Origin of the sequence: Paracoccus sp. Arc7-R13 (assembly GCF_004010775.1) — a bacterium.
In the GTDB taxonomy this organism is placed as follows: Bacteria; Pseudomonadota; Alphaproteobacteria; order Rhodobacterales; family Rhodobacteraceae; genus Paracoccus; species Paracoccus marcusii.
On sequence record NZ_CP034810.1, the window covers coordinates 366,314 to 380,842 of the forward strand.

Annotated in this window: 13 protein-coding genes; 10 read left to right on the forward strand and 3 right to left on the reverse strand. The window is 70.3% G+C overall.

The features are described 5' to 3' along the window. Positions 1 to 41 precede the first annotated feature (41 nt). From tsaE to trxA, 5 genes are all read left to right on the forward strand, one after another. Complete coding sequence (gene tsaE / locus EOJ32_RS01820) at positions 42 to 1,418, forward strand: tRNA (adenosine(37)-N6)-threonylcarbamoyltransferase complex ATPase subunit type 1 TsaE (protein WP_127897510.1); 1,377 nt, start codon at positions 42 to 44, stop codon at positions 1,416 to 1,418. Beyond that, positions 1,406 to 2,071: a nucleotidyltransferase family protein gene (locus EOJ32_RS01825; protein ID WP_240542472.1), complete on the forward strand. Its 666-nt coding sequence runs from the start codon at positions 1,406 to 1,408 to the stop codon at positions 2,069 to 2,071. The genes tsaE and EOJ32_RS01825 overlap by 13 nt, the downstream gene beginning before the upstream one ends. After that, positions 2,064 to 5,012 carry a double-strand break repair protein AddB gene (gene addB, locus EOJ32_RS01830; protein WP_127897511.1) on the forward strand — a complete coding sequence of 983 codons (2,949 nt, stop codon included), beginning with the start codon at positions 2,064 to 2,066 and terminating at the stop codon, positions 5,010 to 5,012. Before EOJ32_RS01825 ends, addB begins: the two co-directional genes overlap by 8 nt. Then, the gene (addA, locus tag EOJ32_RS01835; RefSeq protein ID WP_240542473.1) at positions 5,005 to 8,376 is read left to right on the forward strand and encodes a double-strand break repair helicase AddA; all 3,372 of its coding nucleotides are present in this window, start codon (positions 5,005 to 5,007) and stop codon (positions 8,374 to 8,376) included. The genes addB and addA overlap by 8 nt, the downstream gene beginning before the upstream one ends. Before the next feature lie 81 nt (positions 8,377 to 8,457). Further along, on the forward strand, positions 8,458 to 8,778 hold the full coding sequence (gene trxA, locus EOJ32_RS01840; protein ID WP_046000498.1) for a thioredoxin: 321 nt from the start codon (positions 8,458 to 8,460) through the stop codon (positions 8,776 to 8,778). Positions 8,779 to 8,812: 34 nt separating this feature from the next. Here trxA and EOJ32_RS01845 read toward each other — a convergent pair whose 3' ends face one another. Next, positions 8,813 to 9,712, reverse strand: a complete 900-nt coding sequence (locus EOJ32_RS01845) for a hypothetical protein (RefSeq protein ID WP_127897513.1) — start codon at positions 9,710 to 9,712, stop codon at positions 8,813 to 8,815. Positions 9,713 to 9,811: 99 nt separating this feature from the next. Between EOJ32_RS01845 and hslV the strand changes: the two genes are divergently transcribed. From hslV to EOJ32_RS01860, 3 genes are all read left to right on the forward strand, one after another. Further along, complete coding sequence (gene hslV / locus EOJ32_RS01850) at positions 9,812 to 10,366, forward strand: ATP-dependent protease subunit HslV (RefSeq protein ID WP_046000500.1); 555 nt, start codon at positions 9,812 to 9,814, stop codon at positions 10,364 to 10,366. Positions 10,367 to 10,429: 63 nt separating this feature from the next. Further along, a complete protein-coding gene (gene hslU, locus EOJ32_RS01855; RefSeq protein WP_127897514.1) occupies positions 10,430 to 11,737 on the forward strand; it encodes an ATP-dependent protease ATPase subunit HslU in 1,308 nt (435 codons plus the stop codon). Positions 11,738 to 11,799: 62 nt separating this feature from the next. Next, positions 11,800 to 11,979 carry a PLDc N-terminal domain-containing protein gene (locus EOJ32_RS01860; RefSeq protein ID WP_045981940.1) on the forward strand — a complete coding sequence of 60 codons (180 nt, stop codon included), beginning with the start codon at positions 11,800 to 11,802 and terminating at the stop codon, positions 11,977 to 11,979. A 51-nt stretch (positions 11,980 to 12,030) separates the two neighbouring features. On the opposite strand, the gene EOJ32_RS01865 is transcribed toward EOJ32_RS01860, so the two are convergent. Both EOJ32_RS01865 and EOJ32_RS01870 read right to left on the reverse strand, forming a co-directional pair. Further along, complete coding sequence (locus EOJ32_RS01865) at positions 12,031 to 12,642, reverse strand: Smr/MutS family protein (RefSeq protein ID WP_046000501.1); 612 nt, start codon at positions 12,640 to 12,642, stop codon at positions 12,031 to 12,033. Continuing rightward, positions 12,642 to 13,304 carry a Tim44/TimA family putative adaptor protein gene (locus EOJ32_RS01870; RefSeq protein ID WP_046000502.1) on the reverse strand — a complete coding sequence of 221 codons (663 nt, stop codon included), beginning with the start codon at positions 13,302 to 13,304 and terminating at the stop codon, positions 12,642 to 12,644. Before EOJ32_RS01870 ends, EOJ32_RS01865 begins: the two co-directional genes overlap by 1 nt. Positions 13,305 to 13,415: 111 nt before the next feature. Here EOJ32_RS01870 and EOJ32_RS01875 point away from each other — a divergent pair, with 111 nt between their 5' ends. Both EOJ32_RS01875 and secB read left to right on the forward strand, forming a co-directional pair. Beyond that, the gene (locus EOJ32_RS01875) at positions 13,416 to 13,955 is read left to right on the forward strand and encodes an FxsA family protein (RefSeq protein WP_127897515.1); all 540 of its coding nucleotides are present in this window, start codon (positions 13,416 to 13,418) and stop codon (positions 13,953 to 13,955) included. A gap of 57 nt (positions 13,956 to 14,012) precedes the next feature. Then, positions 14,013 to 14,528 (forward strand): protein-export chaperone SecB, encoded by a 516-nt coding sequence (gene secB / locus EOJ32_RS01880; protein WP_045981936.1) that lies wholly within the window; start codon positions 14,013 to 14,015, stop codon positions 14,526 to 14,528. Position 14,529 lies beyond the last annotated feature (1 nt).

Here is a 14,529-nt window from a genome sequence, read left to right on the forward strand (position 1 = left end):
GCCCTGTTTCCCCCGCCCGCGCGACAGGCTAGAACCGGGGCATGAACACGCGCCTGATCGCCACCGAGACCCTGACCGCAGCCCTGGCCCGGATGCTGGCCGCCCAGATCGCGCCCCCGGCGGCGATCCTGCTGGACGGTCCGGTGGGCGCGGGCAAGACGCATTTCGCCCGCGCCTTCATCCGCGCCCGCCAGGGCGATGCGGCCGAGGACGTGCCCAGCCCCACCTTCACACTGGTCCAGACCTATGACGACCCGATGGGCACGCAGATCTGGCATGCCGACCTGTACCGCCTGACCGACCCGTCCGAGTTGACCGAACTGGGCCTGGACGAGGCGGTGGAGGACGCGATCTGCCTGATCGAATGGCCCGAGCGGCTGGAGCGCGTCCCGCCCGGCGCCATCATCATCGCGATCGGCGCAGACCCGGACCCCGACCTGCGCCGCATCGACATGGCGTTCCCCGGCGCGGACCGTCTGGCGGCGCGGGCGACATTCGTCGTCGCGGCGGGGCATGGTGACGCGCGGGTGCTGCCCCTGGCGGGCGATGCCTCGGCCCGGCGGTATTTCCGGCTGCCGGGGGTGGGCGTGCTGATGGACGACCCGTCGGGGTCCGTGGGGCCGTTCCTGACGATGACCGACTGGCTGCGCGGCCGCGGGTTCGGCGCGCCCAGGGTTCTGGCGCAGGACGCCGATCAGGGGTTCCTGCTGCTGGAGGATCTGGGCGACGATCTGGTGGCACGCGTGCTGGCCGACAGGCCCGATCTGGGTCCGCTGATCCACGACCGCATCACCGACCTGCTAGTCGACCTGCACCGCCAGCCGGTCCCCGCTTTCGTGGCGCCGCTGGACGGTGCGGCGATGGGCGATCTGGCGGCGCTGTTCGTCGATTATTATCCGGGGGCCGACCTGCCGGACCTGGCCACGCTGATCGCCGATCTGCACGACCGCCTGTGCGGCGATCTGCCCCCCGCCATCAGCCTGCGCGATTTCCATGCCGAGAACCTGGTCTGGCGCGGCGACGCGCCCCTGGGCCTGCTGGACTATCAGGACGCGGTGGCCGCGCATCCGGCCTATGACCTGGTATCCGCCCTGCAGGACGCGCGCCGCGACGTGGACCCAGCCACGGAACAGGCACAGATCGCCCGCTATCTGGCCGCGACCGCCGTGGCCGAGGCCCCGTTCCGCGCGGCCTATGCCCTGATCGGCGCACAGCGGGCGCTGCGCATCCTGGGTGTCTTTGCCCGGCTGGCGATCCGGAACGGCAAGCCGCGCTATCTGGCCTTCATGCCGCGGGTCTGGGCGCATCTGCAGCGCGACCTGGCGCATCCGGCGCTGGCGCCTCTGCGGGCCATGCTGGCGAACGTGCCCGCCCCCGACGCCGCCCTGCGCGAAAGGATCGCCCGATGCCGTCCCTGATGATCTTTGCCGCGGGCCTGGGCACGCGGATGCGCCCGCTGACCGACGACCGGCCGAAACCGTTGATCCCGGTTTCGGGACGCACCCTGCTGGACCGCGCGCTGGACCTTGGCCGCGACGCGGGCGCCGCGCCCATCGTGGTCAACACGCATTACCTGGGCGATCAGATCGAACGGCATCTGGCCGGTCAGGAGGTCGCGATCAGCGCCGAGCCGGACCTGATCCTGGACACCGGCGGCGGGCTGCGCCAGGCGCTGCCCCTGCTGGGACCGGGGCCGGTGATGACGCTGAACCCCGACGTGGTCTGGACCGGGCCGAACGTCCTGTCGGCGCTGATGGCGGCGTGGGACGACCGCATGGACGCGCTGCTGGCGCTGGTGCCGCTGGCGCAGGCCACGGCGCGGCAGGGGGCGGGCGATTTCAGCTTGGATGGCGGACGCCTGAGCAGGCGGGGCGACTATGTCTATGCAGGCGCCCAGATCATCCGCACCGATCGGCTGGCCGAAATCGGCGATGCAGTGTTTTCGCTGAACCGCCTGTGGGATCTGATGATCGCGGACGGGCGCGCGCATGGGCTGATCCATCCCGGCGGCTGGTGCGACGTAGGATATCCCGCCGCCATCCCCCTGGCCGAGGCGCTGCTGGATGGCTGAGATGCGCGGTCTTTACGCGCTGCCCCCCGGCGTGGATTTTGCCGACGCCTTCGTGCGGGGCCTGCTGGAGCGGATGGCGGACCAGCCGCCCGAGGCGCTGGCCGGGGTCACCGTCTTCGTCAACGCCGCGTCCACGCGCGGGGCGCTGTATCGTGCCTTCGACAGGGCGGGGCCGCTGCTGCTGCCGCAGATCCGGTCGATCACCGGGGTCGATCCGGGGCCCCTGGTCATGCCGGACCCGCCGGTGCCGCCCCTGGCGCGGCGGCTGGAACTGGCGCGGCTGATCGCGCAGATGCTGGCCATGCGTCCCGATCTGGGGGCGGGTCATTCGATCCCGGTGCTGGCGCAGTCCCTGTCCCAGCTGATGGTCGAGATGCAGACCGAAGGCCGCGACCTGTCCGACCTGGAGGCGATCGACACCGGCGATCATGCCCGCCACTGGCAGAACGCGCTGGCCTTCCTGCGCATCGCGGCCCAGTTTCACCTGGGCGACCCGTCCCAGGACCGCCCCGCCCGCCAGCGCGCCGCGGCCCAGGCCGCCGCCCGCGACTGGCCGCAGGGCATCGATCTGCCGCAGGGCCCGGTGATCGTCGCGGGGTCGACCGGATCGCACGGGGCGACGCGGTTGTACATGCAGGCGGTGGCCGCGCTGCCCAACGGCGCCGTGGTGCTGCCCGGTTTCGATTTCGACCAGCCCGCCCCGGTCTGGGATGGGCTGGAGCGCGCCGACGATCATCCGCAGGCGCGGTTCGCGCCGCTGATCGCGGAGGCGGGCTATCCCCAGCGCTGGACCGCGGTGCGGCCGCCATCCGAGGGGCGCAACCGGCTGATCTCTCTGGCGCTGCGGCCCGCGCCGGTCACCGACCAGTGGATCGCCGAGGGCCCTGCCCTGCCCGACCTGATCGCCGCCACCGCGGATCTGACCCTGATCGAGGCCGACCAGCCCGGCCAGGAAGCCGAGACCATCGCCCTGATCATGCGCGACGCCGCCGAACGCGGCGGCGAACAGGTCACGCTGATCGCGGCCGACAGCGGCCTGATCCGGCGCGTCACCGCGGCGCTGGACCGCTGGCACATCCGCCCCGACGACAGCGCGGGCCGGCCCCTGCCGCTGACCGCGCCGGGCCTGTTCCTGCGCCAGGTGGCCGCGCTGTTCGGTCAGCCGCTGACCATCGACCGGCTGCTGATCCTGCTGAAGCATCCGCTGACCGCGACCGGATCGACCGCGATCGGGCGCAACGACATGCTGCGCGAGACGCGCGAGCTGGAACTGCAGCTGCGCCGGAACGGCCCGGCCTTTCCCGATGCCGCCACGCTGGCCGATTGGGCGACCAAGGGCGACGGCACGCGCAAGATCTGGGCGGAATGGCTGGCCGCGATGCTGTCGCGCATCACCGCCGTGGCCCGCGACCGGGCGCCGCGGCCCCTGCCCCATCGGCTGGCCGACCTGCTGGACCTGGCACAGGCCCTGGCGGCGGGACCGGATGGCGATGCGGAACGCTCTCAGCTGTGGCAGGACAAGGCCGGGCAGATGGCCCGCGCGGTGCTGGACCATCTGGTGGAACACGCGGCGCTTGGCCCCGACATCGGCCCGGGCGACTTCAGCGCGCTGCTGGTCACCGAACTGCAGGCCAAGGCGGTGCGCGACGATGTCGAGGCGCATCACTGCCTGCGCATCCACGGCCCGCGCGAGGCGCGTCTGCACGGCCACGGCACCGTGATCCTGTCCGGCCTGAACGAGGGGGGCTGGCCGCAGGCCCTGTCGCCCGACCCCTGGCTGTCGCGCCAGATGCGCGCCGCCGCGGGCCTGCCCTTGCCCGAACGCCAGATCGGGCTGGCGGCGCACGACTTTCAGCAGGCCGTGGCTGCCGACCGGGTCTATCTGACCCGCGCGAAACGCGATGCCGAGGCCGAGACCATCCCGTCGCGCTGGCTGAACCGGATGCTGAACCTGATGGGCGGGCTGCCGGATCGCGGCGGTCCAGAGGCGCTGGCCCGGATGCGGGCGCGCGGCGCGGAATGGCTGGCCCTGGCGCAGGCCGTGGCGCGACCCCCCGCCCCGGTGCCCCCGGCGGCGCGGCCCTCGCCCATCCCGCCGCTGCCCCTGTTCCCGGACCTGCCGGTGACGGACGTGTCGCTGCTGATCCGCGACCCCTACGCGGTCTATGCCAAGCGCGTTCTGGGCCTGCGCGCGCTGCCGCCGCTGCGCCCGCAGCCCGACGCGTCGCTGCGCGGCCAGACCCTGCATGCCATCGTCGAGGCGCTGCTGCACAGCCATCCCACCCCCGACACCCCGCCCGAGGTTCTCAGGGACCGGTTCCTGGCGCTGACCGACCGGGTGCTGGCGGACGAGGTGCCCTGGCCCGCCGCCCGCGCCTTCTGGTCGGCGCGCATCGCACGGATCGCCGACCGCATCGTCGCGGACGAGCTGACCCGCCTGGCCGAGGGGCGGCCGATGGTCGTGGAGCATCGCGGCAAGGTGCCCGTGGCGGACCTGGGCATCACCCTGACCGCCAAGCCCGACCGGATCGACCTGCTGACCGACAACCGCGTCGTGGTCTATGACTACAAGTCCGGCACGCCGCCGACCGACGCGATGATCCGCCATTTCGACAAGCAGCTGATGCTGGAGGCCGCGATGGCGCGCCGTGGCGGGTTCGACGCGCTTGGCCCGGTGGACGTGGCGGGCCTGCGCTACATCCAGCTGGGCGGAGAGGGCAAGACCCACCCGCGCGAGCATGACGACCTGATCGAGGCCGAGACCTGGGACGGCTTCGTCCGCCTGCTGCGGTCCTATGTGACCGGAGAGGCCGGGTTCACCGCGATGCGTGCGCCCCAAAGCACGTCCTATGCAAGCGATTACGATCACCTGGCGCGGTACGGCGAATGGGCGCTGACCGATGCCGCGGCGCCGCGAAAGGTGGGCGATCATCATGGATGAGGCGACGCTGAACCAGATCGCGGCGGCCGATCCGCTGCGCTCGACCTGGCTGACGGCCAATGCCGGGTCGGGCAAGACCCGCGTGCTGACCGACCGTGTCGCGCGGCTGCTGCTGGCGGGGACGCCGCCCGAACGCATCCTGTGCCTGACCTATACCAAGGCCGCCGCGACCGAGATGCAGAACCGCCTGCTGGCGCGGCTTGGCACCTGGGCGATGCTGCCCGAATCCGCCCTGCGTGCCGAACTGGCCCAGCTGGGCGAGGGGGGTGATCCTGACCTGCCCGCCGCGCGGCGCCTGTTCGCCCGCGCGATCGAGACGCCGGGCGGCCTCAAGGTGCAGACGATCCACAGCTTTTGCGCCGCCGTCCTGCGCCGCTTTCCGCTGGAGGCCGGGGTGCCGATGGGGTTCGCGGAACTGGACGACCGCAGCGCCCGCGCCATGCGCGCCGAGATCATCGAGGCGATGGCCGAAGAATCCCACCCCGCCATCGCGGACCTGACCCGCCTTCAGGGGGGCGACGACCTGGACGGGTTCCTGGCCGGGCTGTCCCTGGCCGATTACGCGGACGCCCCCGACGCGGCGGCGATCTGGGCCGCGCTGGACCTGCCCCCCGGTTTGACGGCGGACAGCCTGCTGGCCGGGGTCTTCACCGCCGGCGAAGGTGATCTGGCCGATGCCGTGATCCCGCCGCTGCGGGGCAGTTCCGCCAATGACGTCAAGCTGGCCGAGGCGCTGGCGCAGGTGAACTGGCGCGATCCCGGCATGGACGACCTGTCCCGCCTGTTCGGGTGTCTGCTGTTCGGCGGCAGCGCCAAGGTGCCGTTCGGCGCCAAGACCGGCAAGATCCCGACCAAGGCCATGGCCACCGGCCCCTGCGCCCCCTTCATGGACGATCTGGATGCCCTGATGGAGCGGGTCGAGCTGGCCCGCCCGCAGGCGCTGGCCCTGGCGGCGGCGGAACGCACGCTGGCGCTGCACCGGTTCGGGCATGCCTTCGCGGCGCGCATGAACGCGGCCAAGGCGGCGCAGGGCTGGCTGGATTTCGACGACCTGATCGGCCGCACCGCCGCGCTGCTGGAGGAATCCAGCATGGCGCAATGGGTGCTGTGGCGTCTGGACGGCGGCATCGACCATATCCTGGTCGACGAGGCGCAGGACACCAGCCCCGGCCAGTGGCGGGTGATCCGCCGCCTGACCGACGAATTTACCAGCGGCGCCGGCGCGCATGACCGGCCCCGAACGCTGTTTGTGGTGGGCGATCCGAAACAGTCGATCTATTCGTTCCAGGGTGCCGACATCACCGTGTTCGAGGCGATGCGCGACCGCTTCGCCGCCGATTTCCAGGCCGTGCAGGCGCCCATGCAGCAGCGCGGGCTGGCCCACAGCTTTCGGTCGTCGCCCGCCGTGCTGGCGCTGGTCGACGCGGTGTTCCAGGGAGAGGCCGCGACGGGCCTGGGCGATCCGCCCCGGCACGTGGCCTTCAAGGCGGCCCTGCCCGGCCGCGTGGACATCTGGCCCGCTCTGCCCAAGCCCGACAAGACCGACCCCGAGGACTGGACCCGCCCGGTCGATGCGCCGTCCGAAAACGACGCCGACACGCAGCTGGCCCGCCATGTCGCGATCCAGATCCGTGCGATGCTGGGCAGTCCCATCATCGACGCGAAATCGGGCCAGCCGCGGCCCCTGCATGCGGGCGACATCCAGATCCTGGTCCAGCGGCGCGGCACGCTGTTCGCGGCGCTGATCGCGGCGCTGAAATCGGCGGGCCTGCCGGTGGCGGGGGCCGACCGCCTGCGCCTGGCGGGCGAGCTGGCCGTACGCGACATCATCGCCACCTTGTCGGTGCTGGCCACGCCCGAGGACGACCTGTCGCTGGCGGCTGCGCTGCGCTCTCCGCTGTTCGGGCTGTCCGAGGACGACCTGTACCGCCTGGCCCATGGCCGCCGGTCGCGCGAATACCTGTGGATGCGCCTGCGCGAATCGTCCCACGTGGACGCACAGGCGGTGCTGAACGACCTGGCCGGGCAGGCCGACTATCTGCGCCCGCACGACCTGATCGCCCGGCTACTGACCCGCCATGGCGGCCGCGCCGCCCTGTTGGCCCGCCTTGGCCCCGAGGCCGTGGACGGCATCGACGAGCTGATGTCCCAGGCCCTGGCCTATGAGCAGGTGGAAACCCCGTCCCTGACCGGCTTCCTGGTCTGGCTGGCCCAGGATGAGGTTGAGGTGAAACGACAGCTGCCCGGCGGCGCGGGCGGTCTGATCCGGGTGATGACGGTACACGGATCGAAGGGCCTGGAAAGCCCCGTGGTGATCCTGCCCGAGACCCAGGTCCGCAAGCCCAACAACCGCCAGGCGCTGGTGCGTCTGGACGACATGCCGGTCTGGCGCGGCGCCGCGCCCGAACGCTGCGACGCGGTCGCGATGGCCGTCGCCGAATGGCAGCGGCGGCAGGATGAAGAGCGGCGGCGCCTGCTGTATGTCGCGATGACGCGGGCCGAAAGCTGGCTGATCGTGGCCGCAGCCGGCGATACGGGCGAGGGGCTGGACAGCTGGCACGCGATGGTCGCCGAAGGCGCGGGCCGCACCGCCCTGACGCGTCAGGACCTGCCGATCGAAGGCGTCGGCACCGGGCTGCGCCTGTCCTGGGGCGACTGGCCGGCAGAGGCCGAAAGCCCAGCCCCCGATGCAGCCGTGCCGGTCGCGGCGCCGGACTGGGCGCTGCGCATGGCCCCGCCCGCGCCTGATTTCGTAGGCCCGGTGACGGCCAGCGGGCTGGGCGGCGCCAAGGTGCTGGCCGGAACCAGCGCGGGCGACCGCGACGCCGCGATGCTGCGCGGCACGCGGCTGCACCTGCTGCTGGAGCATCTGCCCGCCCATACCGCATCCGACTGGCCGCGCATCGCCCGTGCGATCCTGTCGGGGGCCGAAGGCGGCCTGCCCGACGCCCCGGATATGGCCGACCTGCTGGACGAGGCCTACGCGGTCCTGTCCGCGCCAGCCCTGACGCAGGTGCTGCAGCCCGGCGACGACGCGCCCATCCTGTCCGAGGTCGCGCTGACCGCGCCCGTCGCGGGCCTGGGCACGCTGAACGGAGTGATCGACCGACTGGTGGTGACCGACGCGCTGATCACGGCCGTCGACTACAAGACCAATGCCGACGTGCCACAGGATGCCGATGCCGTGCCGGAGGGCATCCTGCGGCAGATGGCGGCCTATCGCGCGGCGCTGCGGGGCATCTGGCCGGACCGCCCGATCCGCATGGCGGTGCTGTGGACGGCGACGCGCAGCCTGATGACGCTTCCCGATGCGCTGCTGGACCGGGTGATGGCGGGGATGGTCAAGGCGACCCCTGCCCCTTGACCCGTCCCCATGCGGCCCATACCTGTTGGACAGAACCCGACCTGCCGGCCCGTCCGGCCCATCCCCAAAAGGAGCCCGAACATGGCCACCGTGCATGTGAACGACGCTGAATTCGACGCCGAAGTGCGTCAGGCCGACACCCCCGTGATCGTCGATTTCTGGGCCGAATGGTGCGGCCCCTGCAAGCAGATTGGCCCCGCCTTGGAAGAGCTTTCCGACGAATACGCGGGCAAGGTCAAGATCGTGAAGATCAACGTCGACGAGAACCCCGAACAGGCCGCGGCCCTGGGCGTGCGCGGTATCCCCGCGCTGTTCATGTTCAAGGGCGGAGAGGTCGTGTCGAACCGCATGGGCGCCGCCCCCAAGGCCGCGCTGAAAAGCTGGATCGACGAATCCGTCTGATCTCTGCCTGATTTGTGCGAAAGGCGGCGGCCCCTCAGACGGGCCAGCCGCCTTTTTTCATGGCCGCCAGCAGGCGGTCGTCGGCATCGGGCGCCATCATGTCCAGGCTGGTGCGGCGCAGGAACCAGTCCAGGAATTTCGCGGTCGGGGGTGCGTGGTCCGCCGCCATCGCCACGGCGCGGTCGGCGCCCAGGTGCCCCGCGTCCAGCGTGACGTGATGATAATCCGACAGGGCGAACAGCACGACGGGCTTGCCCAGGATCAGCCCGTCGAAGCCCACCCCGCTGTTCTGGGTCACGACGAAGGCGCAGTCGCGCAGGCGCGCGCCCGTGTCACTGCCGATGGTCAGGTTCGGATGATCGCGGGCCAGGCGGTCCAGGGCCGCGCGGTCGGCATCGTCATAGACCTCCTTGGGGTGCAGGGTCGCGATGCAGGGCCGGCCCGTGCGGGCGGCGGCGCGGATCATCTGGACGGGGCTGGCCGACTGAAAGCTGCGCTGGCGGCGGATGTGGCCCTGCAGCGGGATCAGGATGTGATCGCCCCGCACCGGCTCCGGCCCCGGCAGCACGCGGTCGCGAAGGCGGCGGGCAAAGTTGTGCGCGGCACCGTCCTCGATCCGGGCGGGATCGAACGCGGCCTGCGCGATGGGCCAGCGCCAGCGTTCGGCCACCCGCTCCAGCCGCCAGTAGGGATAGTGATAGGCGAGGCGAAAGGTCAGCGCGCGGTCATGGGTCGGACGTTCCATGTTGAACAGCGCATGGCCGGGGCGGTCGGGAGCCTGCGCGCGCGCATCGGGGCCGGACCGCGCGATGCGGATCTGCCAGCCCCGGGGTTCCAGCAGCGCGCGGATGCGGTTCACGATGCCCAGCTTGCCCGCCTGCGCGGTCTGCAGGACGGGCGGATGCAGATACACGGTCAGCAGCAGATCGCTCATGGCGCGACGCTAGGGGGGGACCGGACGGTTTTCAACGGGTTGCAAGCCGGGCGGGGCGTCCATATCTGCTGCCCCAACGAAGACAGAACGGAGCGCGCAATGGCTGATGACAAGTTTCCCGGCTGGCATGGCACCACGATCCTGGCGGTCCGCCGGGGCGGCAAGGTGGTCGTGGCGGGCGATGGGCAGGTCAGCGTCGGTCCGACCGTGATGAAGGGCAGCGCGCGCAAGGTGCGCCGCCTGACACCCGGTGGGCGCGACGTGGTCGTGGGCTTTGCCGGATCGACCGCCGATGCCTTTACCCTGCTGGAACGGCTGGAGAAGAAGCTGGAGGCCGCGCCCGGACAGCTGCAGCGCGCCTGCGTGGATCTGGCCAAGGATTGGCGCATGGACAAGTACCTGCGCAACCTGGAGGCCATGCTGATCGTGACCGACGGGACCGACCTGCTGGTGGTGACCGGAGCGGGCGACGTGCTGGAGCCCGAGCATGATGTGGCGGCCATCGGGTCGGGCGGAAACTTTGCCCTGGCCGCGGCGCGGGGGTTGCTGGAGAGCGATCTGGATGCCGAGGCGATCGCGCGCAAGGCCATGCAGATCGCGGCCGACATCTGCGTCTATACCAACGGGCGTCTGACGGTCGAAACCATCGGTTGATGGGTATTTGGACAAAGAAGAAGGGGCGCGCGGTGCACGGCGCCGGACCCCGTGGAGAACGACATGAGTGACCTGACCCCCCGCGAGATCGTGTCCGAACTGGACCGGTTCATCATCGGGCAGAGCGATGCCAAGCGCGCCGTCGCCGTGGCCCTGCGCAACCGCTGGCGCCGCAAGCAGCTGGGCGACGACCTGCGCGACGAGGTGTATCCCAAGAACATCCTGATGATCGGACCGACCGGCGTCGGCAAGACCGAGATCAGCCGCCGCCTGGCCAAGCTGGCCAATGCGCCCTTCATCAAGGTCGAGGCGACCAAGTTCACCGAAGTGGGCTATGTCGGTCGCGATGTCGAACAGATCATCCGCGACCTGGCGGACGCAGCCATGATCGACACGCGCGAGCGGATGCGCGAGGCGGTCAAGGCCCGTGCCCACAAGGCCGCCGAGGAGCGTGTCGTCGAGGCGCTGGCCGGCAAGGACGCCCGCGACGGCACCCGCCAGATGTTCCGCGACAAGCTGAAGCGCGGAGAGCTGGACGACACGGTGATCGAGCTGGAGGTCCAGGACAATTCCAACCCGCTTGGCGGGATGGAGATGCCGGGCCAGCCGGGCCAGCCCTTGGGCGGGATGATGGATCTGTCGGGGCTGATGAAGGCCTTCGGCGGCCGCAAGGTGCGCCGCAAGGTGACGGTGGCGGAGAGCTATGAGATGCTGATTGCCGAGGAGGCCGACAAGCTGTTGGACGACGACGCGGTCAAGGCGACCGCGCTGGATGCCGTGCAGCAGAACGGCATCGTCTTCATCGACGAGATCGACAAGGTCTGCGCCCGCGCCGAGGCGCGCGGTGGCGATGTCAGCCGCGAGGGCGTCCAGCGCGACCTGCTGCCGCTGATCGAGGGCACGACGGTCAGCACGAAATACGGCGCGGTCAAGACGGACCACATCCTGTTCATCGCCTCGGGCGCGTTCCATGTGGCCAAGCCGTCGGACCTGCTGCCCGAGTTGCAGGGCCGCCTGCCGATCCGGGTCGAGTTGCGCGCCCTGACCGAGGAGGATTTCATCCGCATCCTGACCGAGACCGACAACGCCCTGACGCGCCAGTACACCGCGCTGATGCAGACCGAGGGCGTGACCGTCGATTTCACCCAGGACGGCATCGCCTCGCTGGCCCGCATCGCGGCCGAGGTGAACGCATCCGTGGAGAACATCGGGGCGCGCCGGTTGTACACCGTGATCGAGCGGGTGTTCGAGGAGCTGTCCTTCACCGCCCCGGACCGCAGCGGCCAGTCGGTCAGCGTCGATGCCGATTTCGTGGATCGCCATCTGGGCGATCTGTCGCGGTCGACCGACCTGTCGCGCTACGTGCTGTGAACGGGGGAACCTGCGGCCAGCCTGTGGTGTTGGCTGGCTGAACACAACAGGGGACGGATCACATGGGTTGGCTTTTCAGCGTCATCATCTTTGCACTGGATGTCTGGGCAATCGCGCAGATCATCAACACCAATGCCAGCAACAAGTCCAAGATCCTGTGGATTCTGCTGATCGTGATCCTGCCGGTGGTCGGCCTGATCATCTGGTACTTTGCCGGACCCAAGTCCAACGTCAGGCTTTGACGCGACCACACTGACCTGACGCCAGCGCCCCCCGATTTCGGGGGGCGTCTTTCATTGCGGCCTGCGCAGATAGACGTAATAGGCGCCGTCGCCGCCATGACGGAAATGCGCGGCCGTCACCTGCTGGACCACCGCCGCCAGGGGAGGGCTGTGCAGCCAATAGGGCACCTGATGGCGCAGCGCGCCGGGCCGCGTCGGCAGCGGGCCGTGATCGCCCCGCCCCTTGCCCGTGATGACCAGCACCAGCCGCAGCCCTGACGCATGGCAGGACAGGATGAACCGCAGCAATTCCGGTCCCGCCGCGGCCAGCGTCAGCCCGTGCAGGTCCAGACGGGCCTCGGGGCGCAGCTTGCCCTGGCTCATCTTGCGATGCGTGCGGGCATCCATCCGCAGCCCGGCTTGGGCCAGACGTTCGGCCGGGGTCTGAGGGCGCGCGACGACGGGGGTGGCGGGCTTGGCCGCCTGACCGATGCGGAACCGGGGCATCGCCTGCGGCTGCGGCGGTGCGGCGGCCGGGGCGACCGCGGGCGGTGCGACGAATGCGGAAAAGGCCGCCAGATCGGCGGCCTGTCCTTTGCGCTTGGGGTCAAGCGGCTCTGCGGTTCGGGCGACGCGGGACCACAGGTCCCGGTCTTCGGGCGTCAGGCCCCTGCGCCGGCGCATCAGCTTGTCGCGACAAGCTGCCAGTTCGGATCATCCTGGCCCATGCGGCGTGCAAAGGTCCAGGTGTCCTTCTGCTTGCGCGAAGCCTTGGGATCGCCGTCGATCACCGTGCCGTCGGCGTCTCGGGTCGCGGCGATCAACTCTCCGACAAATCGGATCGAGATCTCGGCCAGACCGGTCGCGGGGTCGAACTCCGCCGCGGCCAGCTTGGTGTCGCGGGTACCCAGATAGGTCGCCTCGACCGTCTGGCCGTTGGCCACGCGCTGGTCGATCACCGACTGGAACGCTTCTGCCACGGGATCGGACAGGAACGGGCGCACCTCGGTCAGATCGCCCCGTTCGAAGGCCATCAGGATCATCTCATACGCGCTGCGGGCACCGCCCAGGAAATCGCGCAGCCCGAACGACGGTTCGACCCGTTTCATCGCGGCCAGCGCCTTGGCCGCGGCACCGCCGGCCTCGGCATGGTCCAGGATGTCGTGATCGACCTCGTCGGCGGACCCCTCGATCACCTCGAAACGGGCGGGCGTGGTGCTGGCCGTCGGCTGGTCGACCTGCGGCGGCTCAAAGCCGTCACGCGTCCCGAGCACGTTTTTCAGCCGTAGGATCAGGAAGATCGCGATCCCGGCAAGGACGATCAGCTGAAGAAGCGGGTTGGACATGCAGGCAACCTCTGGGTCATAACGGGTCGTTGGTATCGGGCGGTCTGTGCATTATGTAGGGAGTGCCTCGGCGCAAGTCCAGTTTCCGCGCCGGCAGGAAGGGGAATTCACATGCGGCTGATCGCCATGTTTCTGGTGGTGCCGATCATCGAGATCGCGCTGTTCATCCAGGTCGGGGGCCTGATCGGCCTGTGGCCCACGCTGGCGCTGGTGCTGCTGTCGGCGGTGGCCGGCGTCGCCATCATGCGCAGCCAGGGTGCGCGGGCCGGGATGCAGATCCAGCGCAGCCTGGCAGAGATGCGCGATCCGTCACGCCCGCTGGCGCATGGCGCGATGATCATCGCCGCGGGCCTGCTGCTGCTGCTGCCGGGGTTCTTCAGCGATGCCTTGGGTCTGCTGCTGCTGATCCCCGCGGTCCGGACGATGCTGATGACACAGCTTGCGCGCCGCGTTCGCGCATCGCGGGTTCAGATGCATGCTGCGACGATGCGCCGCGACCCGCATCGCCCGCCCTATGACAAGGGCGTGATCGACGGCGAATTCGTCGTGGCCGACGAGGACGACCGCCGTCCGCCCGTCGATCTGCCGCTGGACACCGACGACACGGGCCCCTCGCGGCCGGGACGCGGGTCGGGCTGGACCCGGCATTGAGGGCAGGCGGCCGGCCTGCTACAAGCTGGGACAAATCCGCATCACAAAGGTAGGACCATGGCCGAAGAAACCCCGCAGAACGGCGCACAGCCCGCAGCAGCGGCACAGCCTCGCATGCAGATCATGGCACAGTTCATCCGCGACCTGTCCTTCGAGAACGCCGTGGCCCAGAAGGGCGCACCCCAGGGCGAGGTCCAGCCCGAGATTACCGTCCAGGTCAGCCTGGACGCCCGCAAGCGCGGCAGCGACACCCAGTTCGAGGTGATCACCAAGTACCGCGTCACCTCGACCAACAAGGGCGACGGCGCGACGCTGTTCCTGGCAGAGCTGGACTATGGCGGGGTGTTCCAGATCGAGGGCGTGCCGCAGGATCAGCTGCACCCCTTCCTGATGATCGAATGCCCGCGGATGCTGTTCCCCTATGTTCGTCGCATCATCTCGGACATGACCCGCGACGGGGGATTCCCGGCGTTCAACATGGACCCGGTCGATTTCGTGGCGCTGTATCGTCAGGAACTGGCGCGCCGCGCCCAGACCGCGCAGGCGGCACCCGCCGATCAGCGCCTGTCCTAAG